Below are 20,907 nucleotides of genomic sequence, written 5' to 3'. Positions count from 1 at the left end.
CTGTCATTCCTCCGTGCCGCGCGGCGCAGCCGCCCGCGTCAGCCGGTCATTGATCGCTTCCCCGAGACCGTCATCCGGGATCGGTGCCACCACGATACCCGTGGCGCCGCTCGCGTCTGCGCGCTTGAGAAAGTCGAAGAGGTTGCTGGCGGCTTCGGCAAGGTCGCCGTCGGGGCTGAGGTTGAACACCGCCTTCGCATCCGCTGCGCCGGCAATATCGCCGTTGCCGAAGGCAATCAAAGCCTCGCCCGGTACGACCGCTGCCGTATTCAGCCGCACCGAGGCACTGGGCGCATAATGCGATGCGAGCATGCCCGGCGCCTCGATCGCGGCCGTCCCGGCTGCCTTCGGGCGAATGACCTTCTGCCCGATCACCGCTTCGATCGCCTCGACGGCAACGCCACCCGGCCGCAGCAGGCGGGCTTCACCGTCCTCGACCTTGACGATGGTCGATTCCACGCCGACGGGGCAGGCGCCGCCATCGACGATGACCTCGATCTTCGCGCCGAGATCGGCCTCCACATGCTGAGCCGTGGTCGGGCTGATCCGCCCGGAGGAATTGGCGCTGGGGGCTGCAAGCGGTCGCCCGAAACTGCGGATGAGCGCTGACGTGAAGCCGACGGGCACACGGATCCCGACCGTGTCGAGCCCGGCCGTCGCCAGCGGATGAATGCCTGAATCCTCCTTCAGCGGCAGCACCAGCGTCAGGGGCCCGGGCCAGAAAGCCTCGGCAAGCCGTCGCGAAATCGGATCGAACACCGCATGGCGCTCCGCCATGGCGAGATCCGCCATATGGCAGATCAGCGGGTTGAAGCGCGGCCGTCCCTTGGTCTCGTAGATCGAGGTGATCGCTGCCGGATTGGTCGCGTCTGCGGCAAGGCCGTAAACGGTCTCGGTGGGTATGGCGACCGGGCGGCCCGCGCCAAGCACCGCAATGCTGGCCGCAATCGCCGCCTCCGCTCCGCCGTCGTCACCTGTCGAGATCACCCGCGCCATCGCGCCCGCCCTGCCAGTTTCAAAACCCGTGCATAGCCCGGACGGGGTTGCGTGATCAAACCTCTTTTTGTGATCGGAACCACGGAAAATCACACCCTTTAATTCAAGGGGGTATTTGAATGGTTCAAATTTTAAATAGCGGCGTAACCGAAAGAAAGAAGTCTTCTGCTTATTCTAATCTCAGCGACAAGATTGCCTCCAGATCCGGGACGTATGAGATGCAGCAAATGAAGAACCCAGCGGCCAGCATCGCGCTTCGCGTGGCGACCGCCATGCACCAGATGGGCATTGATGGCCTTCCGCGCAATTACGAGCTCGTCTACGAGGCCTATTCGGGCAGCAATCCGGAGCTGGTTCGCGACTTCATCGCGCTTGGCAAGGTCAAGACCCAGGAAGCGCTTGACGAACTGGGACGCAAATACCTGCCCCACCAGCATGAAGACGGGTTGCTGAGCCGCCAGAACGGTCAGGTTCGCGCCGAAATGAGCAATTTCATCTCGCTTCTCAACGAGGAGAAGATCTCCCTCACCGACTACGGCCGTGTCATTGGCCACGCCTCGCGCACCATCCTGACAGAGGCGGATCTCGAAGGCACCCCGCTTGGCCAGTCGATCAAGATGCTGAAGGCGGCAACCGAGAAGCGCGCGCACCAGAACAGCAATGTCGTGCGCGCCGTCGTCGACAAGACCGCTGCCCTTGCCGATCTGCAGCGCGAGGCGGAAGAGGCCGAAGCCGCAAAATTCGTCGATCCGTTGACCGGGCTCGCAAGCCGCCGCGCCTTCAATAAGGCCGTCGCGAAGATCTATTCCAATCCCGAAATGCCCGTCCTCTGCGGCGTCGCCGTCGGCGAGATCGACGAGTATGCGCGAATCCAGGAACAGATGGGTCCGACCGTCGCCGAACGCCTGCTGATGCAGGTTGGCAAGGTTCTCGAAGCCGTCTCCGGCGGTGGCGACCTCGCCTGCCGCTTCGATGGCGGTCGCTTCGGCCTGCTGCTCTACACCTCGGATCAGGATGAGATCAGCCGCGTCGTGGACCTCGTGCGCGGCAAGTTGAAGGCCAGCGCCCTCGTCGGTTCGAATGGCGGCCGCAGCTTGGGTCAGCTGTCGATGTCCTTCGGCATCTGCTTCTCCGAGCAGGCCCCGAATGCCTTCGACTTTACCAACTTTGCGGAAAAGGCGCTCGCCACCTCCAAGGCGGCCGGCGGCGATACCGTCACCGTCTACGGCGCATCGGATTACGTCTCGAAGGATTGGCTGCTCTACAAGAAGAAGCCGGTTGGCGGCTTCGGGGCGTGATCGCGCTCAAAGCTTCCTGATGATCTTGCGAAGCTCGGCGTCCCGTGCGCCGAGCAACAGCACGTTGCGGAGCGCTTCCTTGGGGTCATGGGTGCGAAACAGCAACCCGTTGTCGCGGATCGAACGGTCGATCGACATGCTCTTCGCCTCCGCTTCCGGCTTCATCGCCACCGCGAAATACATCCGCGAATAGTTCTGCCGGATACGCTCGAAGAAGGCTTCGTTCTCGCCGATCTCGGCGAAGAAGTTCGCGATGTAAAAGGCCCAGCGCACATCGGCATAGTGCGCGAAGTTCGTCCGCGCCGCCGTCACATGACAGTAACCCAGATGCGGGCTGTCGGCCAATGTGCGGTGGAAGATGATCTTGGGAAACTGGATCGAGCGATGGAAGGAATTGATCCTCGTATGGGTCGTGTCGGCGGCTGCTTCCAGCCGTTTGCCGGTCCGCTCGGCCACTTCCTCATAGGTCAGATAGCGTTTCTGCTCCGGCACCCAGTCGTCGCGATGGCGCGAGATCCGTCCGGTTCGCAGGAATTCGGTATGCGCCGCCTTGCCGGGAAGCCCTGTCTTGTCGGTCTTGGATGCCGCGAAATATCTCAGTTTCTGCATGGTAACGCTCTGACGGTGCCCGGCTTCATGTCTTGAGCTTACCGCAGCATGGTTAATCATCATTTGCCGGTATTCTGCAGCACAGAGGTTTCCCGAGGCTTGCCGCAACGCAAATCTTCGGAACTTCCTTGGATCGCTTGTTTGCGCCATTGCCGAGATCGGAAATTCTTCCCCGTTGCTGCAGTTTTCGGAAATATAAAGAGAATTCGCCTTTCTTCTGTGTGTGGTGGCAAACGCGTCGATGTCGCAAACGATTTCTGCCGTGTCGTTTCGCAGTGCAGCGCCGCCTTCGCCCTTGTGATTAGATGATCTGACGCTCGAGGTGCTGCCCAGCTAGGGAGGGCAGGAAATCGGGAAGCCGGTCGAAATCCGGCGCTGCCCCCGCAACGGTGGTGGAGAATGCGTTTCGGCCCAAAGCCACTGGGGTGACCCCTGGGAAGGCGCCAGCGCGGTCCGTCAATGGACCACTCCTCAGCCCGGAAACCAGCCTCGGGAAATATACATCAGGGTCGCGGCGGGCGGCCGGAGATAGTTGTGTTCTGCCCCATCCCGATGGGCGGATCCCTGCTGCGCTCCTCGTCTGCCGATTTAGGAAAACGAGGACGACATGGACCTGCAGACCAAGGCATTGCGCCAGCTGAAGAACCGCCGCGAGGGCTTCAGCCTCGAGCAGCCCTTCTATATCGATCAGGATTACTTCAAGCTCGACATGGAGACGATCTGGTATCGCGACTGGCTGTTCATGGGCCATGATTGCGAGATCCCGCGTGCCGGCAACTACTTCACCGTTCAGGTCGGCGATTATCCCGTCGTCATCGTGCGCGGCAAGGACCAGGTCATCCGCGCCTTCCACAACACCTGCCGCCATCGCGGCCACCGTGTCTGCACCCAGGACAAGGGCGCATCCGCCAAGCTCGTCTGTCCCTATCACCAGTGGACCTATGATCTCGACGGCTCGCTGGTCTTCGCCCGCCAGATGGGCGAGAATTTCGACAAGGCCGATTTCGGCCTGAAGACGGTCCATTGCGAAACCGTCGCCGGTTACATCTTCATCTGCCTCGCCAATGAAGCCCCGGATTTCGCCCCCGTCCGCGCCTCGATCGAACCCTACATGGCGCCGCATCGCCTGTCGGAAGCCAAGGTCGCGCACAAGACCACGATCATCGAAAAGGGCAACTGGAAGCTCGTCTGGGAAAACAACCGCGAATGCTACCACTGCGCCGGCAACCATCCGGAACTCTGCCGCACCTATCCGGAAGCCCCGACGGCAACCGGCGTGCAGGGCGCCAAGGATGACCCCTTCATCGCCGAACACTGGGCGCGCTGCGAGGCCGCCGGCCTGCCCTCCGAATTCAAGATGGACCCGTCAGGCCAGTTCCGCGTCGCCCGCATGCCGCTGATCCAGGATGCCGAAAGCTATACCATGTCGGGCAAGCGCGCGGTGAAGAAGCCGCTCTCCGGCGACGTGCAGATCAGCCATATCGGCACCATGCTGCTCTTCCATTACCCGACCACCTGGAACCATATCCTCGGCGACCACGCGATCTCCTTCCGCGTGCTGCCGATCTCGGCCGAGGAAACGGCTGTGACCACCACCTGGCTGGTTCACAAGGATGCGGTTGAAGGCGTCGATTACGACCTCGACGAACTCACCCATGTCTGGACCATGACCAACGACCAGGACCGCTCGATCGTCGAGGAAAATGCCTTCGGCATTCGCTCGCCAGCTTATGAGCCCGGTCCCTATTCGGTCGATCACGAAGGCGGCGTCATGCAGTTCGTCGAATGGTATTCGAACTTCATGATCGAGCGTCTGCAGGGCGACAAGGCCCGCCTGTCGGCGGTGGCGTAAAGATGAACATCGCGGTCAATCCCTACCGTCACGTCGATGAGATGCATCCCTGGTCCGACCGGGAGCATCTGCTCGAATGTGTTGCCGTCACGCCGGAAGCCCCCGACGTGATGACCTTCACCTTCAAGCCGAACAAGCCGGGTCTCTGGTTCCGTTACCAGCCCGGCCAGTTCGTCACGCTGGAGATCCCGGCCGAGCCTGAGCCGGTGATGCGCACCTATACGCTCTCCTCCAGCCCCTCGCGCCCTTATACGGTTGCGGTCACGGTGAAGGCGCAGGCCGAAAGCATCGGCACGCGCTGGATGTTCGACAACCTGAAGCCTGGCATGGCGCTGAAGGCGTTTGGCCCGCTCGGCGATTTTTCCTATGCCCGCCATCCGGGCAAGAAATACCTCTTCGTCTCGGCCGGCTCGGGCATCACGCCGATGATGTCGATGACCCGTGACCTCAGCGACCGGGCCCCGGACAGCGACATCACGTTCCTGAACTGCGCCCGTTCGCCTGACGACATCATCTTCCGCTGGGAGCTGGAAGCCAAGGCGCGCGACATGCCGAACTTCCAGCTCGGCTTCATCATCGAGCAGCTCGGCCGCGGTCAGCTCTGGTCGGGCCTGAAGGGCCGCATCGACAAGGCCAAGATCGCGCTGCTGGCGCCAGACTTCCTCGAACGCACCGTCTTCTGCTGCGGCCCGGCCCCCTTCATGGCAACCGTGCGCGAGGCGCTTGAGGGCGCTGGCTTCGACATGAAGAACTATCATGAAGAGGCCTTTCAGCCGGTCAAGGCAGAGCCCTTGGTGGTGGTCGCCGACCATGCCGATGGCGAGCAGCCGACCAAGGTCAAGTTCGCCATGTCCGGCAAGGACGGCCTCTGCGCCCCCGGCCACACGGTTCTCCAGGCGGCCCGCGCCGCCGGCGTGCGCATTGGTGCGGCCTGCGAATCCGGCCTCTGCGGCACCTGCAAGGTGATGAAGATCTCCGGCGAGGTCGAGATGGACCACAATGGCGGCATCCTCGACGACGAGATCGACGAAGGCTACATCCTCGCCTGCTGCTCACGGCCGAAGGGCGACATCGAGATCGAGGCCTGAGCGCTCAGTCCCGACATCGTGTGTGATTGAAATGAGGGCGAGTCCGGGTCGGATTCGCCCTCATTTCGTTGCAGACATGCCCCGCGCAGTCACACCCGCTTGCGGGCGCTTCAGAGCCCGATTAGCATTGTCTCAAGCAGATTGTCCGACCGCTGATTGCGGTCAGGCCAGCCCCAGCCATGAAGGCGGGGGGCTTGTGGGGCATTGCCAAAGGGGGATCACGCATGAAGCTTGTTTCTGTTTTCGCGGCCTTGTGCCTGACATTCACCGGTCTGGCGGTGTCCGGCAGCAAGGCTGAGGCCGGCGGCATCGAAATCCGCATCTATGAGCGCCATACCAGCTACCGCCAATATGAGCGTGTCACGGTCATGGCGCGCCCATATGGTATCAGGCCCTACGGCCACAGGCTCCACCGACCAGGTTATGTTTATCATAACGGGCTCTGGTTCTCGCCCGGCTCCATGCGCGCCGGGGTCATCATTGATGTGCCGATCCCGCGCCGTCACATCGTCGGCTATGGCGGCGGTCTCAACCCGCGCCACTACAGCTGGTGTGCCGATCGGTACCGCTCCTATCATTGGCGCAGCAACAGCTTCCAGCCGTATTACGGCCCGCGCGCGCAATGTTACTCGCCCTATGGCTGAGGCCTCTCAGGGAACAAAACACGCCTCCCGTCGTTAACCGGCACTTGCGCGTCGGAGCGGTCACAGAACCGTTGCGCGCGAAGCGCGAGCCATGAACGGCATGTTAATTCTCAGTTCAGGCTGGCCCCGTTAACCTTTCTTTCACGGTCGAGGACCGGGGCATGCCCCGCTCCCGACGACCCGAAGAAACATGCAGGGAGAAACATCATGAAGCGTGCATTGAAGACGACGGCCGTCGCGGCTCTCGCATCGATCCTTGCTGTGACCAGCATGATCCCCGCCCAGGCGCAGGTCATCCGCCCGGCAGCACCGATCACCACGACGACGGATGCCAGCAATGTCCAGTATATTGATGGCGGCATCCGCATCTACCGAGATCGTCGTTATGATCCGCGTGACCGCTACGAGCGTTATGAGCGCTATAATCGCTACGAAAGTTCCCGCTATTGGAACGGCCATCGTGGCTATCGTGAGCGCCGCTCGGGTTACCGTTATCACAATGGCTACTGGTACCCGCTCGCAGCCTTCGCGGCTGGCGCCATCATCGGCGGTGCGATTGCCAACCAGCCGCGCGCGGTGCCGCGGGCCGGCAATATCAACCCGCAGCACTATCAGTGGTGCCAGAACCGCTATCGTTCGTACGACAGCTATTCGAACACCTTCCAGCCGTATAACGGCCCGCGCCAGCAGTGCCTGTCGCCTTATTATTGATCGTCTCGGGCGGCAAAATCCGCCCGGTTCGACCCTCTTGAAAGCCGTCCGCAGCCTCACGCTGCGGGCGGCTTTTTCTATGGCATTTCCGCGACTTTCCTAACGCCGCCGGAGGCGCATTAACCATTTGTTAACCAAATCGGCGCTACTCCTTTCATCAACGATTTGTTTACGTAGATGACCAAAGTGCTAACCGAACCACGCTCCATCCGCATCAAGGGTAGATCCTTCCTGGCCGTCGTCCTGACGCCGGATCTGCCGTTCGACGATTGGCTCGTCCGGCTCGATGATCTTGCGGCCCGCTCGGCCGGCTTCTTTCTCGGTCGCCCCGTCGTCCTTGACGTGTCGGACCTGGAAATCGACCGGCCGCAGCTGAAGGCGCTGATCGCAGGGCTCGCCAGCCGCAATGTCTCGATCATGGGCGTCGAGGGCGGTCGCCCGTCGCTGGTCGAGCCGGGCATGCCGCCGATGCTGAAGGGTGGCAAGCCGGCCGCCGATTACGAAGTGCCGCGATCCGAGACGCCGGAGCCGGCGGGCGGAAACAGCGCCGAAGCGGCGGCGAACCCGCCGGTGGAACAGGCCCCGCCGCAGGTGGTGGTGCAGCAGAGCCAGATCTCGGCGCCCTCGCTGATCGTGCGGGAAACGGTGCGATCCGGTCAGTCGGTGATCTACACCCAGGGCGACGTGACCGTCATCGGTTCGGTGCAATCCGGTGCCGAAGTGATCGCCGGAGGCTCGGTGCATATTTATGGCGCATTGCGTGGCAGAGCGCTCGCCGGATGCGTTGGCAATGCCGACGCAAGGATCTTCTGTCGTAAGTTCGAATCCGAACTGGTGGCAATCGACGGTGTCTACGCGATGACCGACGATATGGATCCGGAACTGAAAGGGCATCCAGTTCAGCTTTGGCTGGAGGGGGATGCAATCATGACAGAAAGAATGACGTGAACGTGAGCGGGGATAGACAGGAGAACCACATGGGCAAGGTGATAGTCGTGACATCCGGCAAGGGCGGGGTCGGCAAGACCACGTCGACGGCCGCTCTCGGTGCAGCGCTGGCGCAGCGCAATGAAAAGGTCGTCGTCGTCGATTTTGACGTGGGCCTTCGCAATCTCGATCTGGTGATGGGCGCCGAGCGCCGCGTCGTCTACGATCTGGTCAATGTCATCCAGGGCGATGCCAAGCTGCCCCAGGCGCTGATCCGCGACAAGCGGCTGGAAACGCTCTTCCTGCTGCCCGCCTCGCAGACCCGCGACAAGGACAACCTGACCGCCGAAGGCGTCGAGCAGGTCATCACCGAGCTGAAGAAATATTTCGACTGGATCATCTGCGACAGCCCGGCCGGCATCGAACGCGGCGCGACGCTTGCCATGCGCCATGCCGACATGGCCGTCGTCGTCACCAACCCGGAAGTCTCCTCGGTGCGTGACTCGGACCGCATCATCGGCCTGCTCGATTCGAAGACGCTCAAGGCCGAGCGCGGCGAGCGCATGGAAAAGCACCTGCTGCTGACCCGTTACGACGCCAACCGCGCCCAGCGTGGCGACATGCTGAAGGTCGATGACGTGCTGGAGATCCTCTCGATCCCGCTGCTCGGCATCATCCCGGAAAGCATGGACGTTCTGCGCGCCTCCAACATCGGCGCTCCGGTGACGCTGGCTGACGCCCGCAGTGCGCCGGCTCTCGCCTACTTCGACGCCGCCCGCCGTCTGGCTGGCGAAAACGTCCCGATCACCATCCCTGGCGAGAAGCGTGGCCTCCTCGACAAGATCTTCGCGCGGAGGGCCGCATGAGCATTTTCTCCCTGTTCCGCAAGCAGCGTTCCGCCCCGATGGCGCGCGAGCGACTGCAGGTCCTGCTCGCCCATGAACGGGCGTCGCTGGAAAGCGATCTGGTTGCCGTCCTGCGGGAGGAAATCCTCGCCGTGATCGCCAAGCATGTCGAATTCGACCGCGACAAGGTCGAGATCAAGATGGACCGCGACGGCGACGTCTCGATCCTTGAGATCGACGTCGAAATCCCGCTCAACGCCCAGCGCCTCGCCGCCTGAGCAGAGACCGAAACGCCCACCCATAGAAAAGGCCGCCACCGGAACTCCGGTTGGCGGCCTTCTTGTTTGCTGTGCTGTCGTTCTATGGGTGGGGCAGGGCGGCAGTGCCGCCTTGCCTCTGACCCGGTATCAGCCGATTCGGGCGTTGTCGTTCTTCTTGATCGCAACGATCGTCGAGCGCGGCAGCTTGCCTTCACCATCCGGGAACGGCGCATCGGGATGCTGGATGCCGACGAAATGCGTGCGCTTGTCGGCCGACCAGGTCTGGCCGGTGACTTCGGCACCCTTCGGTGCCGTGAGGAAGCGCTCGATGCGGCCGGTGACCGGGTCGCCCGCCAGCATCTGGTTGTTGCCCTGGCCGGCAAAGTCGCCTTCGTTCGAATCTTCGCCGTCGGTCTGGATCCACAGAAGACCGGTCGAATCGAACATCATGCCGTCAGGCGAGTTGAACATGTTGCCTTCGTTGATGTTCGACGAACCGGCATAGGGCCCGTCCTTGTGCACGGCGGGATTGCCCGCCATCAGGAACAGGTCCCACTTGAACTTGCCATCGGCATGGTCGTCATTCTCCGGATACCAGCGCACGATCTGGCCGTATTCATTGGCCTCGCGCGGGTTGACGGCATTGAGTGCCATCACGTCGCCGCCGGCATTGGTCTTCATCTTGCCGTCTTTGAGAACGGCACGATTGCTGTTGTTGGTCAGGCAGCAATAGGCTTCGATGGCAACCGGGTTGGTGGCGACCCATTCCGGGCGGTCCATGGTCGTGGCGCCGACCTTGGAAGCGGCCTGGCGGGTGAAGACGCAGATCTCGTCCATCTTCATGCCGGTCGTCTCTTCCGTCAGCGCCAGCCATTCGCCGGTGCCCTCGTCGGAGAACTTCGCGACATAGAGCGTGCCTTCGTCGAGCAGCGTCGAGGTGTCGCCGCCGGGCACATAGATGCCGTTGGAGACATACTTGTAGAGGAACTCGCCCCGCTCGTCGTCGCCCATATAGACGACGACGCGACCGTCACGGGCAACCACCACTGCGGCGTTCTCATGCTTGATGCGGCCAAGCGCCGTGCGCTTGATCGGCGTCGAGGAAGCATCCGACGGATCGATCTCGACGACGTAACCGGCGCGACGCGGCTCGTTCGGGTTCTTCGATACGTCGAAACGCTCGTCGAACAGTTCATAGCCGTAGCGGGTCTCGGCCACGATGCCATAGCGCTTGTAGTCGTCAGGCAGCTTGAAGTCGGCGACGGTCGAGCCGAAATAGCCGTTGAAATTCTCTTCGCAGGTCAGATAGGTGCCCCACGGCGTCTTGCCGGCGCCGCAATTGTTGAAGGTCCCGAGACAGTCGACGCCATTGGGATCGGCAGCCGTTTTCACAAGATCAGAACCTGCAGCCGGGCCGGAGAGCTTCATTGGCGTATTGTGGTGAATACGGCGGTTGAACTTGCTGTCGACGACGATCTGCCAGCCCTTTTCGCCTTCGGCCACTTCCATGACGGTCACGCCCTGCATGTGCTGCAGGATCTTTACGTCGTCGAGGCTCTTCGGCATGCCCTTTTCATTGTGGGGCAGGTTGGTCTCGTTGTTCACATATTCATGGTTGACGGCGATCACCTGGGCGCTGCCGATCACGAACAGCTCCATGCCGTCGGTGTTTTCGCCGAACACCTTGTCGGAATTCTCCAGCGACACACCATTCATCGGGTCGATGTCGGAGGCGGTCGAGAACAGCGGCTGGCCCCACTTGGCGAGCGGCTCCCAGCGATAGCCTTCCGGCACATGCACGGTGTTGTCCGTGGAGACAGGCACCGGCTTGAACGGGAAACGCGAGCCGGCGTCCTGCGCCTGGGCCGAGGTCGTGCTCATCAGGTTGCCGAGCGTGCCCATGGCGGCAGCGGCAGACCCAAGCGCCAGCACGCCGCCGAGGAAACCACGGCGGGAAACGGCGCGCTCGACGACGCGGTCGAAATCGGTGACGGCCGGCGGCGGATTGTGCAGCTCGTCCCATTCGTCCCAGGAGAGATGATTGGTGTTGGTCTCGGTCATGGCAGTGCCTCCTTTGGGTTGAAGTCCACCCCCGACTAGCCAGCCTGGGTAACAGTCATGTGACGAATTTCCGTCCGAAAACATCCCGTGCGACGTGCGCGGGTAAGGGCAGTCGCCCGGTTTTGCCGGAATTGTCCCGACAAATGCTTGGACTGCCTTGCCTTTGGCCTTCACTCCGGAGCCGTCAAGAACGGTGCGGCGGTGGTCGGTCACGCAAGTTTGTCTATGCCTTGACCCGCCTTCATCCGGAGGCGCAGGCCGGCAGCGGATGGGGCGAGCTGGCGCCTCCAAAAGATTTGACGTTTACGTAAAAATCAATTAGCCATTTGAGAGAATGAGCCGCGCCTCCTGGGTGGAGAATTGGCGTGGCCACGAGCATACGCCAGTTGGAGGAGCACGTCATGTACAAGGCGCCCGTAGAAGAGATCGCGTTCACCCTCAAGCATGTCGCAGGCCTCTCGAAAGCCATCGACGACGGCAGACTGGGTGACCTGAGCGACGATCTCGTCGACGCGATCCTGACGGAAGCCGGCCGCTTTGCGTCAGACGAGGTCGCTCCGCTCGCCGAGATCGGCGACAAGCAGGGCGCCCGGATGGTGGATGGCAAGGTCGTCGTGCCCGAGGGCTGGGATAATCTCTACCGCGCCTGGGCCGAAGGCGGCTGGAACTCGCTGACCGCATCGGAGGATTTCGGCGGGCAGGGGCTCCCGCATATGCTGAATGTGGCGGCCCTCGAGATGTGGAATTCCGGCTCCATGGGCTTTGCGCTTGGACCGACGCTGACCATGGGTGCGGTGGATGCCGTCACCGCCCACGGCTCGGAAGAGCTGAAGGCAAAGTATCTGCCGAAGATGGTCTCCGGCGAATGGACCGGCACGATGAACCTCACCGAGCCCCATGCCGGCTCGGATCTTGGCGTGATGAAATCCCGCGCAGAACGTCGCGATGACGGCACCTACCGCATCTTCGGCCAGAAGATCTTCATCACCTGGGGCGAACACGAGATCACCGAGAACATCATCCATCTCGTCCTCGCCCGTCTGCCCGATGCACCGGCCGGCACGCGCGGCATCTCGCTCTTCCTCGTGCCGAAATATCTCGTCAACGATGACGGCTCGCTCGGCGCCCGCAACGATCTTCACTGCCACTCCCTGGAGCACAAGCTTGGCATCCATGGCTCGCCGACCTGCACCATGATCTATGGCGACGGCAAGTATGGTGATGAAGCCGGTGCCATCGGCTGGCTGATCGGCGAGGAGAACAAGGGCCTCGCCTGCATGTTCACCATGATGAACAATGCCCGCCTCGCCGTCGGCATGCAGGGCGTCGCCATCTGCGAGGCTGCCACCCAGAAGGCCGTGCAATACGCCAAGGACCGCACGCAAGGGAAGGCCCCAGGCTGGAGCGGACAGGGCATGTCACCGATCATCGAGCATCCCGATGTCGCCCGCATGCTTGTAACCATGAAGGCGCTGACCCAAGGCTCGCGCGCCATCTGCTATGTCTGCGCCCACGCCACCGACATGAGCCATCATGCAGACGGCGATGAGGCCCGCCACTGGGCCGAACGCGCTGCCCTGCTCACCCCGATTGCCAAGTCCTTCGCCACCGATGCCGGCGTCGACGTTGCCTCGCTCGGCATCCAGACCCATGGCGGCATGGGCTTCATCGAGGAAACTGGTGCCGCCCGCTACTGGCGCGACAGCCGTATCGCGCCGATCTATGAGGGCACCAACGGCATCCAGGCCGCCGACCTCGTCACCCGCAAGCTGCCGCTGTCGAACGGCAATCATGTCCGTGGCTACATCACCGAGCTGAAGCAGGTGGTAAACGCCGTGCGCGCCTCCAATCTCGAAGGGTTCGGCGAGACTGCCGCCCGTCTGGACGCCAGCCTCTCCGACCTCGAAGACGCCACCGAATGGCTGCTCTCGCAGCTGGCGAGCGGCAATGCCTCCGCCGCACTCGCAGGTGCCACGCCCTACCAGCGCCTCTTCGGCCTCGCCTTGACGGGTGTCTACCTCGCCAAGGGAGCATTGGCGGACGAGGACCACGGCCGCGACAACCGCCTGGCGCTCTGCCGCTTCGCCGCAGAAAACCTGATCGCCGAGACCGCTGCTCTCAAGGACCGTGTGGTCAATGGTGCCGCGAGCCTGGAAGCGGCACGCGCGCTGTTTGCATAAGCTCCCACCTCCCCCTTGAGGGGGGAGGTCGCCGCAAAGCGGCGGGTGGGGGTGACTGATCCTTCAACCGGTCATTATTGCCCCTCATCCCCGGCGCAATGGAATTGCGCCTGACCTGCCGGCACCTTCTCCCCGCAAGCGGGGAGACGAGCGAAGGCCGCAGCGCCTCCGGTCCCCCTCGCCCCGTTTACGGGGAGAGGGAGCGCCGAGCGAAGCGGAGGCGGGGTGAGGGGCCTTTCGCAGCGACGGACACAATTGAAGAGGGACAAGAATGACCGACCACATTGAGATCACCCGCCCAGAAGCCCATCCCGGCGTCCTCGTCCTGCGCTTCAACCGCCCGGACAAGAAGAACGCCATCACGCAGTCCATGTATCAGAAGCTGACCGCAGGTCTGCTGGAGGGCGAGCAAGACGATACGATCCGCGTGATCGCCTTCCTCGGCACCGAAGGCTGTTTCTCCGCCGGCAACGACATGGCCGATTTCTTAGGCTTCGCCATGGCCGGCGCCGTCGGCGAACCCGCCGCCTTCGGCCTCTTGAAGGCGCTCACCGAAGTCACCAAGCCGCTTGTGTCAGGCGTCGATGGTCTGGCGATCGGCATCGGCACGACGCTGCACATGCATTGCGACCTGACGGTTGCCTCCGACCGCAGCCTGTTCAAGACCCCCTTTGTCGATCTGGCGCTGGTCCCGGAAGCTGCCTCCAGCCTCATTGCCCCGCGCATCATGGGCCACCAGCGCGCCTTTGCCATGCTCGCCGCCAGCGAAGGCTTCTCCGCCGAGCAGGCCCGTGAGGCCGGTCTCATCTGGAAGGTCGTCTCCCCGGGAGAGGTCGAGACTGAGACCCTGAAGATCGCCTCCTCGCTCGCCTCCAAGCCGCCGGCCGCGATGAAGATCGCCCGCGCCCTCATCAAGGGCAGCGCCGATGAGGTGCGCACGCGCATGCAGGAAGAGCTCGTCCACTTCGTCGCCCAGCTGAAAAGCGCCGAAGCCCGCGCCGCCTTCGAAGCCTTCATGAAGGGGCGGTAAGGGCCGGGTTCAGGTCGCGACGGTCATCTCGAGCCGGCAATTCAGCCTCTGTTCAGGCTTTTCGGCCTAGGGTCGGCAACCATTGCCCGCATCGGGCGTTCCTTGCCCAATCTGTTGCTATTCGAGGTTCCCATGTTGCGTGTGTTTTGTGTCGCAATCGGCCTGATGATGGCCACTCTCTCCGCCCATGCCGGCCCCGTTCCGGCGGTGTCCGGACCGACGGCCAAGGCCGCCGTGGTCTTCGTTGACAGCAACGACGACAACGACATCCTCCAGAGTGAATCAAAGCGTCCGCGTCAGCCTTATGTCCGGCCGCAGCGTTACGTCTGCGTCGTCGACCAGTCCGATATGATCGGTGGCACCGGCCAGGCGCAGTGCCCGGCAAGGCCCGGTCGCGTTGGCGGTAGCTGCCGCTGCGCCAACGTCACAGGTTCCGGCACGCTCTATACCTATTGAGCAGATCAGCCCTTGGTAAGCGTTGCCACCGCTTCGACATGCGGTGACCAGAGGAACTGATCGATCGGGGTGACCTTGTCGATCCGATAGCCGCCAGCGGTCAGGATTGCGAGATCGCGCGCCAGCGTCAGCGGGTTGCAGCTGATCGCCGCGATCTTCTTCACCTGCGACTTCGCCAGTTCCAGACACTGCGCCTCAGCACCCGCACGCGGCGGGTCGAAGACGACGGCGTCGAAGGTCTTGAACTCGGAGGTCATCAGCGGCCTGCGGAAGAGGTCGCGTCGCTCGATGCTGACGGGCTTCAGCCCCTGTGTTGTCCGTGCGCCCTGATCGAGCGCCTTGATCGCCTTTTCGTCGGACTCGACGGCAAACACGCTCGCCGTGCGCGCGATCCTCAATGCAAAGGTGCCAACCCCGGCAAAGAGATCAGCGACCTTCTTCGCCTTGCCGATATGCGCAATGGCAAGTTCCGCCATATGCGCCTCGGCCTCCAGCGTCGCCTGGGTAAACCCACCCGGCGGCAGCGCCACGCGCGCGCCGTCGAAATCGAGCAGCGGCTTGTTCGGCTCGATGACGATTTCGCCATTGGCCGACACGCGGGCAATGCCCTTGAGCTTGATGACAGCATTGGTCACCGCCCGCCGCTCCTGGTCGCCAAGTCCGCCACGCAAACCGTCGAGCGAGATGTCGAGACCCGTCAGCGTCTCGGTGACCGTGATGCGGAAGGCATCCGAGCCGGCGGCGCGGGCGATGGTGTAGATCGCATCCATCCGGGAAAGGATCCCGTTGGACGCGATGGGACATTCCTCGATCTTCACGACATGATGCGTCTCGGCCTGGTTGATGCCGATGACGATGCCGCTCTCGCGCCGGCGCACGGTGAAGACGAGACGGCGGCGCTGATGCGGGGCCGCTTCGAAGATATCGCCGACGGGTGCTTCAAGACCCTTGGACTTCAGAGCATCGATCAGGATCTGCCGCTTGAATTCATTGTAGGGTGCCTTGGCGAGATGCTGCAGAGAACAGCCGCCACAGGTGCCGCCGACGCCATCTGGCCCGAAATGCCGGCAGGGCGGCTGGACACGGTCGGGTGAGGTGGTGGCGAAGGACATGATCGTGCCCTCGCTCTTCACCCGCGCGATCGAGACGGTTTCGCCCGGAAGGGCAAAGGGCACGAAGATCGGACCGTTGCTGTCATGGGCAACGCCGTCGCCCTTGGCGCCGAGGCTTGATATGGTGACGGTCTCGGCGCTCATTCTGCGTCCTCGCCGGTCATGTCATCGCCATCGATGTCGTCATCGTCTTCGTCATCGGCGCCCTCGGCATCGTCAGGCTTGACGCCGGCAAGCAGGAATTCCTCGTTGCCATCACCGCCTGATATCGGGGAGGGGATCAGCCCGAGGCTCGTCCAGCCCATATCTTCGACCAGCCAGCGTTCCAGTTCGGCGGCCACCAGCGGTGCCGTTTCCGGCTCCTTGAGCAATCCCGCTTTGCTGATCGCCTCGCGACCCGCCTCGAACTGCGGCTTGACCAGCAGCAGGCAATGCGCGCCGGGCTCGGCCAATTCCAGCGCCGGCACCAGAGCCAGCTTCAGCGAGATGAAGGAGACATCGGAGACGACGAAATCGATCGGCCTGTCGTCGATATCCTCCGGCTCCATATAGCGGGCGTTCAGTCCCTCGATATTGGTGACGCGCGGATCATCTGCAAGCCGGGGATGAAACTGGCCATGACCGACATCCACGGAGACGACATGTGCCGCGCCGCGCTTCAAGAGGACCTCCGTGAAGCCACCGGTCGAGGCGCCAACATCAAGACATTCGCAGCCCTCGGGCGAAAGGCCGAAATGGTCGAGCCCGGCCACCAGCTTCAGTGCGGCGCGCGACACATAATCCTGCGCCGGGTCGTCAATGGTGAATTCATGGGTCGCAGCAAAAACGAGGCTGGGCTTGGTGACGACTTTACCATCGACCTTCACGGTGCCGCGCTGGATCGCGTCGCGCGCACGCGAGCGGCTGGCAAAGAGGTCGAGGGCGACCAGAAGCTGGTCGAGGCGCTGGGGTTCGGGCAAATGTCTCATCCCCCGTCAATGATCGGTGCGGCGCTGCGGCGCAAGTGTTTTTCTGCCGGCGCCGCCGCTTCGAACCCTCTGCAGTGACGCTGGCGCCATGCGCCGCGTCCGCCATGCGTTTTTTGGCTTCATTAGGGAAGCTTTAATCGATGAACGCTAATATTCGGATGTCGGCCGATGCAGATCTCCTCCTCCCAAGCGATCGTCGACCGGCCGATCCCTGCGCGCCCCGTTCCCCTCCCGGCCGCAGTCAAACTGAAGCCCTCCGGATTCGGGCCCGGAGGGCTTCGCTTTTTCTGCCATATATCGAAACCTCGGACCATTTTTGGGCTGTCATGCAATCGTCAAATTTTGCGTGCCAAAAGTTGTATTTGCACAACAAAATTTAGTGATGTTTTTACCGGTGCTGCCTAATTTGACAGTATCAGCCCCTCGATATTGAGGGGATTCAGTCGCCACAGAATTCATGATGAAAGTGGGTGGCCCTCCTTTACGGCGGTCAGAGCCAAGTAATTCCTCATCGCTGGCATCAACCATCGCAGCGTTCGCGTTGCCGATGTTCCCCTCCATTACACAGTTGTCGACGGCGTCGATCGCCTGGGTTCTGCACAGACTTGAACTCCCCGGAGAGTGACTATGCATTTAATCAACAATATGCGCACCATTGCCAAGATGATCTGCGCATTCGCCTTGGTCATCGTGATCAGCGTCATCGTGAACGCCCTGAGCTGGTCGTCCCTGTCGTTTCAGCAAACGGCAAATGGTTGGACTGTCCACACCTATGAAGTGTTGCAGGGCGTCGATGATATCGTGTCGGCAATGGTTGATCGGGAAACCGGCGTTCGCGGCTATCTCCTGGCCGGCGACGAAGGCTTTCTGGCGCCTTACAACGCCGGTTCCGAGAATTACGAGAAGGCCTTCAACGAGGTCGTTCGGCTGACCTCTGACAATGCCACCCAGCAGAAGCGGTTGAGCGAGCTCGCCGCATTGGTGAAGGGTTGGACCGAGGAAGTCGCGGCCAAGGAAATCGCCCTCATGAAGGACCCCGCGACCGTCGAACAGGCGCGCGCCATGGAAATCAATGGCGCCGGCAAGAAGTGGATGGACGGCATCCGTGCCAAGGCGGCTGAAATTGCCGGCGATGAAGCGTCCCTTCTGACCCAGCGCGCAACGGCTGCCGTCGAAGCGGCCGATAGCGCCCGCATGACGATCCTGAAGGGGGCGGCCGTCATGATTGCCTCTGTCATCGGCCTTCTCGTGCTGCTGCAGAAAAGCCTTGTTGCCCCGCTCGTCCGCATTGCCGGCTCAATGCGTGTGCTGGCTGACGGCGATACCAGCATCGGCGTCCCCGGTGTCGGCCGCACGGATGAAGTTGGTCAGATGGCCGCTGCCGTGGAAGTGTTCCGCCAGAACGCGATTGCCAACCGCAAGCTCGAAGAGGAAGCAGTCGCTGCCCGGGGCCAGACTGAGGAGACGCGCCTTGCCAACCAGCGTCGCATCCAGGAAGAAGCCGAAAAGCTGCGCTTTGCCACCGAAACGCTTGGCAATGGTCTGCAGCGGCTGGCCGAAGGTGATATCTCTTTCCAGCTGACGGAAGCCTTTGCGGAGGATTACGAACCTCTTCGCCGGAACTTCAACGCCTCGCTGCAGCAGCTCGCCATGACCATCGGCTCGGTCCTCGACAGCGTGACCAGCATGGACAGCGGCACCCGCGAAATCTCCGCCGGTGCGACCGATCTGTCGAAGCGTACGGAACAGCAGGCCGCCGCTCTTGAGGAGACCGCAGCTGCGCTCGACGAGATCACCGTCAACGTGCGCAACTCGTCTCAGCGCACCGACGAGGCCCGCAGCGTTGCCGTCCTGGCAAACGAGAACGCAGCCCGCTCGGCCCAGGTCGTTTCCCAGGCGGTCGAAGCCATGCGGCGGATCGAAGACAGCTCGCAGCAGATCTCCAACATCATCGGCGTCATCGACGAGATCGCCTTCCAGACGAACCTTCTGGCGCTCAATGCCGGTGTTGAAGCAGCACGCGCCGGTGAAGCCGGCAAGGGCTTCGCCGTCGTTGCCCAGGAAGTGCGTGAACTCGCCCAGCGTTCCGCCCAGGCCGCCAAGGAGATCAAGGCCCTGATCACGGCCTCCGGCACCCAGGTCAGCTCCGGCGTGGCACTGGTTGGCGAAACCGGCACGGCCCTGAAGGCCATCGGTGACTACGTGGTGCAGATCAACACGCTGATGGATGCGATTGCCGGATCCGCCCGCGAACAGTCGACCGGCCTTGCAGAAGTCAATTCGGCCGTCAATCAGATGGACCAGACGACGCAGCAGAACGCCGCCATGGTAGAGCAGTCGACCGCAGCCTCGGCCGCTCTGGCCCAGGAAGCAACCCGCCTGCGCTCCCTGGTCGCCCAGTTCAAGCTGGCCGGTGCGCCAAGCGAAAGCCGCCAGGCGGCCTCGCGTCCCGCAGCCGATCAGGCACGCCGCGCCCCGGCCGCTGTGAGCGGCAATCTGGCCCTGAAACACGACTGGAACGAATTCTGATCGCAGGAAGCGGTCCGAACGGGTTCTCGACAGCGCTCCCGATCGAATGGTCGGGAGCGCTTCTCTCTCTGCCATAACCGCGGATTGACCGGCGTGTTCAAAGCCCGGACGAGCAGCCGCTTTTACCCAGCCATGGTCGCAGTCCGGCATTGACCGGCCCCAAATCCGATCTCTAGTCTGGGACAATGTTCCATGGTTCGGATCAAGCGAGGAAGACGGGCATGAAGGCAAGGGTGATCGCCGCAGCATGGGCGCTGACATTGCAGGGACTGGCGGCAACAGGGGCTTGCGCCAATGACACCATGGCCGTGCTCGGCGCCGGCGGCCTGACATTCACCCGCACCGATCAGATCACCATGGCGCGGGAGGATCTCTACATTTCCCCCGAACGCGTGGATGTGAAATACACCTATCGCAACACCGGCGACACGGACGTGACCACCATCGTCGCCTTCCCCATGCCGAAGATCGGTGGCCCGGTCGAAACCATGGCAGCCGTCCCTGACGAGCAGAGCGATAATTTCATGGGCTTCTCGGTCACGCAGGACGGTGAAACGATCGAGCCCAGGCTGCAGCAGCGCGTCCTCGTCCAGGGGATCGACTTTACCGACGAAGTGGCGGCACAAGGGGTCCCGTTGCAACCGCTGTCGGACAAGACACGTGCGGCGGTCGCCCGGCTCGACGAGACCGTTCTTCAGGACTGGCTGGTCAAGGGCCTCGTCGCCGCCATGGACTACGGTGCCGAGAAACCGGAATATGTGCCCGTCTGGCAGCTCGATTCAGTCTACTGGTGGGAGACGACATTCCCGGCCGGCGAGGAGGTCAATGTCGAGCACTCCTACCGCCCCAGTCTTGGCGGCACGACGGGAATGGCTTTTCTCTACGAGGGCAAGCCGGACAACCAGTTCGAAGACTACAAGCGGCGCTACTGCATCGACGACGATTTCATGAAGACGGCGATCAGGCTTGAAAAGTCGCAGGATTTCAACACGGGTCTCTACTATTTCGAGCATTGGCTGTCCTATATCCTGACCACAGGCAACAACTGGTTCGGGCCTATCGGCGACTTCCACCTGACGGTGGACAAGGGCAATCCCAACCACGTCGTCAGCTTCTGCGGCCAGGATATCAAGAAGACCGGTGACACGACCTTCGAGATGCGCGCCAAGGAATTCGTTCCCGAACGGGATCTCGACATTCTGTTGCTGGTTTCCAGCAAGGACTGGAACCCCGGCAATCAGCCATAATTTGGTAACGGGTTGTAAAATCGTTTTCGACACTATCGCGACGATCGGATGTGTCCGGCTTCCCCCTGAGTGCGCCATGACGGCTGCGCAAACC

Annotated in this window: 19 protein-coding genes and 1 riboswitch; of the genes, 13 read left to right on the top strand and 6 right to left on the bottom strand. The window is 62.4% G+C overall.

Features of this window, described 5'->3' with window-relative positions; all coding sequences use genetic code 11:
- Positions 1-3: 3 nt before the first annotated feature.
- Positions 4-996: an L-threonylcarbamoyladenylate synthase gene (locus DFO46_RS13360; protein ID WP_120277630.1), complete on the bottom strand. Its 993-nt coding sequence runs from the start codon at positions 994-996 to the stop codon at positions 4-6.
- 227 nt (positions 997-1,223) lie between these two features.
- On the opposite strand from DFO46_RS13360, the gene DFO46_RS13355 reads away from it, so the two are divergent.
- On the top strand, positions 1,224-2,294 hold the full coding sequence (locus DFO46_RS13355) for a GGDEF domain-containing protein (RefSeq protein ID WP_245408807.1): 1,071 nt from the start codon (positions 1,224-1,226) through the stop codon (positions 2,292-2,294).
- Positions 2,295-2,300: 6 nt separating this feature from the next.
- On the opposite strand, the gene DFO46_RS13350 is transcribed toward DFO46_RS13355, so the two are convergent.
- A complete protein-coding gene (locus DFO46_RS13350; protein WP_110789678.1) occupies positions 2,301-2,903 on the bottom strand; it encodes a DUF6656 family protein in 603 nt (200 codons plus the stop codon).
- Positions 2,904-3,206: 303 nt separating this feature from the next.
- Positions 3,207-3,410, top strand: a riboswitch (cobalamin riboswitch).
- Between the two features lie 100 nt (positions 3,411-3,510).
- On the opposite strand from DFO46_RS13350, the gene DFO46_RS13345 reads away from it, so the two are divergent.
- The 7 genes from DFO46_RS13345 (at position 3,511) to minE (ending at position 9,248) form a co-directional block, all read left to right on the top strand.
- On the top strand, positions 3,511-4,755 hold the full coding sequence (locus DFO46_RS13345; RefSeq protein WP_110789677.1) for an aromatic ring-hydroxylating dioxygenase subunit alpha: 1,245 nt from the start codon (positions 3,511-3,513) through the stop codon (positions 4,753-4,755).
- A gap of 2 nt (positions 4,756-4,757) precedes the next feature.
- Entirely contained in the window at positions 4,758-5,843 is a 1,086-nt protein-coding gene (locus DFO46_RS13340; RefSeq protein WP_120277629.1) for a hybrid-cluster NAD(P)-dependent oxidoreductase, read from the top strand.
- A 224-nt stretch (positions 5,844-6,067) separates the two neighbouring features.
- Positions 6,068-6,487, top strand: a complete 420-nt coding sequence (locus DFO46_RS13335; protein WP_183041896.1) for a BA14K family protein — start codon at positions 6,068-6,070, stop codon at positions 6,485-6,487.
- A gap of 207 nt (positions 6,488-6,694) precedes the next feature.
- Positions 6,695-7,198 (top strand): BA14K family protein, encoded by a 504-nt coding sequence (locus DFO46_RS13330; protein ID WP_120277627.1) that lies wholly within the window; start codon positions 6,695-6,697, stop codon positions 7,196-7,198.
- 177 nt (positions 7,199-7,375) lie between these two features.
- A complete protein-coding gene (gene minC / locus DFO46_RS13325) occupies positions 7,376-8,146 on the top strand; it encodes a septum site-determining protein MinC (protein WP_120277626.1) in 771 nt (256 codons plus the stop codon).
- 29 nt (positions 8,147-8,175) lie between these two features.
- Complete coding sequence (minD, locus tag DFO46_RS13320) at positions 8,176-8,991, top strand: septum site-determining protein MinD (protein WP_110789672.1); 816 nt, start codon at positions 8,176-8,178, stop codon at positions 8,989-8,991.
- On the top strand, positions 8,988-9,248 hold the full coding sequence (gene minE / locus DFO46_RS13315; RefSeq protein WP_062275848.1) for a cell division topological specificity factor MinE: 261 nt from the start codon (positions 8,988-8,990) through the stop codon (positions 9,246-9,248). The genes minD and minE overlap by 4 nt, the downstream gene beginning before the upstream one ends.
- A gap of 129 nt (positions 9,249-9,377) precedes the next feature.
- Here the strand turns inward: minE and DFO46_RS13310 are convergent, their stop codons facing one another.
- Positions 9,378-11,291, bottom strand: coding sequence for a PhoX family phosphatase (locus tag DFO46_RS13310; protein WP_120277625.1), 1,914 nt, complete (start codon positions 11,289-11,291; stop codon positions 9,378-9,380).
- Positions 11,292-11,692: 401 nt separating this feature from the next.
- Between DFO46_RS13310 and DFO46_RS13305 the strand changes: the two genes are divergently transcribed.
- From DFO46_RS13305 to DFO46_RS13295, 3 genes are all read left to right on the top strand, one after another.
- Complete coding sequence (locus DFO46_RS13305; RefSeq protein ID WP_120277624.1) at positions 11,693-13,471, top strand: acyl-CoA dehydrogenase; 1,779 nt, start codon at positions 11,693-11,695, stop codon at positions 13,469-13,471.
- 271 nt (positions 13,472-13,742) lie between these two features.
- A complete protein-coding gene (locus tag DFO46_RS13300; protein WP_120277623.1) occupies positions 13,743-14,501 on the top strand; it encodes a crotonase/enoyl-CoA hydratase family protein in 759 nt (252 codons plus the stop codon).
- Between the two features lie 132 nt (positions 14,502-14,633).
- Positions 14,634-14,957, top strand: a complete 324-nt coding sequence (locus DFO46_RS13295) for a hypothetical protein (protein WP_110789668.1) — start codon at positions 14,634-14,636, stop codon at positions 14,955-14,957.
- A 5-nt stretch (positions 14,958-14,962) separates the two neighbouring features.
- Here DFO46_RS13295 and DFO46_RS13290 read toward each other — a convergent pair whose 3' ends face one another.
- The 3 genes from DFO46_RS13290 to DFO46_RS23775 form a co-directional block, all read right to left on the bottom strand.
- A complete protein-coding gene (locus tag DFO46_RS13290) occupies positions 14,963-16,213 on the bottom strand; it encodes a class I SAM-dependent RNA methyltransferase (RefSeq protein ID WP_120277622.1) in 1,251 nt (416 codons plus the stop codon).
- Positions 16,210-17,037 carry a TlyA family RNA methyltransferase gene (locus DFO46_RS13285; RefSeq protein ID WP_120277621.1) on the bottom strand — a complete coding sequence of 276 codons (828 nt, stop codon included), beginning with the start codon at positions 17,035-17,037 and terminating at the stop codon, positions 16,210-16,212. Before DFO46_RS13285 ends, DFO46_RS13290 begins: the two co-directional genes overlap by 4 nt.
- A gap of 324 nt (positions 17,038-17,361) precedes the next feature.
- Positions 17,362-17,565, bottom strand: coding sequence for a hypothetical protein (locus DFO46_RS23775; RefSeq protein ID WP_147412769.1), 204 nt, complete (start codon positions 17,563-17,565; stop codon positions 17,362-17,364).
- A gap of 99 nt (positions 17,566-17,664) precedes the next feature.
- On the opposite strand from DFO46_RS23775, the gene DFO46_RS13280 reads away from it, so the two are divergent.
- A complete protein-coding gene (locus DFO46_RS13280) occupies positions 17,665-19,566 on the top strand; it encodes a methyl-accepting chemotaxis protein (protein ID WP_120277620.1) in 1,902 nt (633 codons plus the stop codon).
- Between the two features lie 221 nt (positions 19,567-19,787).
- Complete coding sequence (locus tag DFO46_RS13275; protein ID WP_120277619.1) at positions 19,788-20,813, top strand: DUF4424 domain-containing protein; 1,026 nt, start codon at positions 19,788-19,790, stop codon at positions 20,811-20,813.
- The last annotated feature ends 94 nt before the right edge of the window (positions 20,814-20,907 follow it).

It is taken from the genome of Rhizobium sp. AG855 (assembly GCF_003610655.1).
GTDB classification, from domain to species: domain Bacteria; phylum Pseudomonadota; class Alphaproteobacteria; order Rhizobiales; family Rhizobiaceae; genus Allorhizobium; species Allorhizobium wuzhouense.
The sequence above is the reverse complement of the archived record's forward strand: the minus strand, read 5'-3'. Positions and strand labels throughout refer to the sequence as shown.

Bases quoted from the DNA above. Each gene is read 5' to 3' on its own strand.
- DFO46_RS13360 (WP_120277630.1), bottom strand. From the start codon at position 996: ATGGCGCGGGTGATCTCGACAGGTGACGACGGCGGAGCGGAGGCGGCG.
- DFO46_RS13355 (WP_245408807.1), top strand. From the start codon at position 1,224: ATGAAGAACCCAGCGGCCAGCATCGCGCTTCGCGTGGCGACCGCCATG.
- DFO46_RS13350 (WP_110789678.1), bottom strand. From the start codon at position 2,903: ATGCAGAAACTGAGATATTTCGCGGCATCCAAGACCGACAAGACAGGG.
- DFO46_RS13345 (WP_110789677.1), top strand. From the start codon at position 3,511: ATGGACCTGCAGACCAAGGCATTGCGCCAGCTGAAGAACCGCCGCGAG.
- DFO46_RS13340 (WP_120277629.1), top strand. From the start codon at position 4,758: ATGAACATCGCGGTCAATCCCTACCGTCACGTCGATGAGATGCATCCC.
- DFO46_RS13335 (WP_183041896.1), top strand. From the start codon at position 6,068: ATGAAGCTTGTTTCTGTTTTCGCGGCCTTGTGCCTGACATTCACCGGT.
- DFO46_RS13330 (WP_120277627.1), top strand. From the start codon at position 6,695: ATGAAGCGTGCATTGAAGACGACGGCCGTCGCGGCTCTCGCATCGATC.
- minC (WP_120277626.1), top strand. From the start codon at position 7,376: ATGACCAAAGTGCTAACCGAACCACGCTCCATCCGCATCAAGGGTAGA.
- minD (WP_110789672.1), top strand. From the start codon at position 8,176: ATGGGCAAGGTGATAGTCGTGACATCCGGCAAGGGCGGGGTCGGCAAG.
- minE (WP_062275848.1), top strand. From the start codon at position 8,988: ATGAGCATTTTCTCCCTGTTCCGCAAGCAGCGTTCCGCCCCGATGGCG.
- DFO46_RS13310 (WP_120277625.1), bottom strand. From the start codon at position 11,291: ATGACCGAGACCAACACCAATCATCTCTCCTGGGACGAATGGGACGAG.
- DFO46_RS13305 (WP_120277624.1), top strand. From the start codon at position 11,693: ATGTACAAGGCGCCCGTAGAAGAGATCGCGTTCACCCTCAAGCATGTC.
- DFO46_RS13300 (WP_120277623.1), top strand. From the start codon at position 13,743: ATGACCGACCACATTGAGATCACCCGCCCAGAAGCCCATCCCGGCGTC.
- DFO46_RS13295 (WP_110789668.1), top strand. From the start codon at position 14,634: ATGTTGCGTGTGTTTTGTGTCGCAATCGGCCTGATGATGGCCACTCTC.
- DFO46_RS13290 (WP_120277622.1), bottom strand. From the start codon at position 16,213: ATGAGCGCCGAGACCGTCACCATATCAAGCCTCGGCGCCAAGGGCGAC.
- DFO46_RS13285 (WP_120277621.1), bottom strand. From the start codon at position 17,037: ATGAGACATTTGCCCGAACCCCAGCGCCTCGACCAGCTTCTGGTCGCC.
- DFO46_RS23775 (WP_147412769.1), bottom strand. From the start codon at position 17,565: ATGGTTGATGCCAGCGATGAGGAATTACTTGGCTCTGACCGCCGTAAA.
- DFO46_RS13280 (WP_120277620.1), top strand. From the start codon at position 17,665: ATGCATTTAATCAACAATATGCGCACCATTGCCAAGATGATCTGCGCA.
- DFO46_RS13275 (WP_120277619.1), top strand. From the start codon at position 19,788: ATGAAGGCAAGGGTGATCGCCGCAGCATGGGCGCTGACATTGCAGGGA.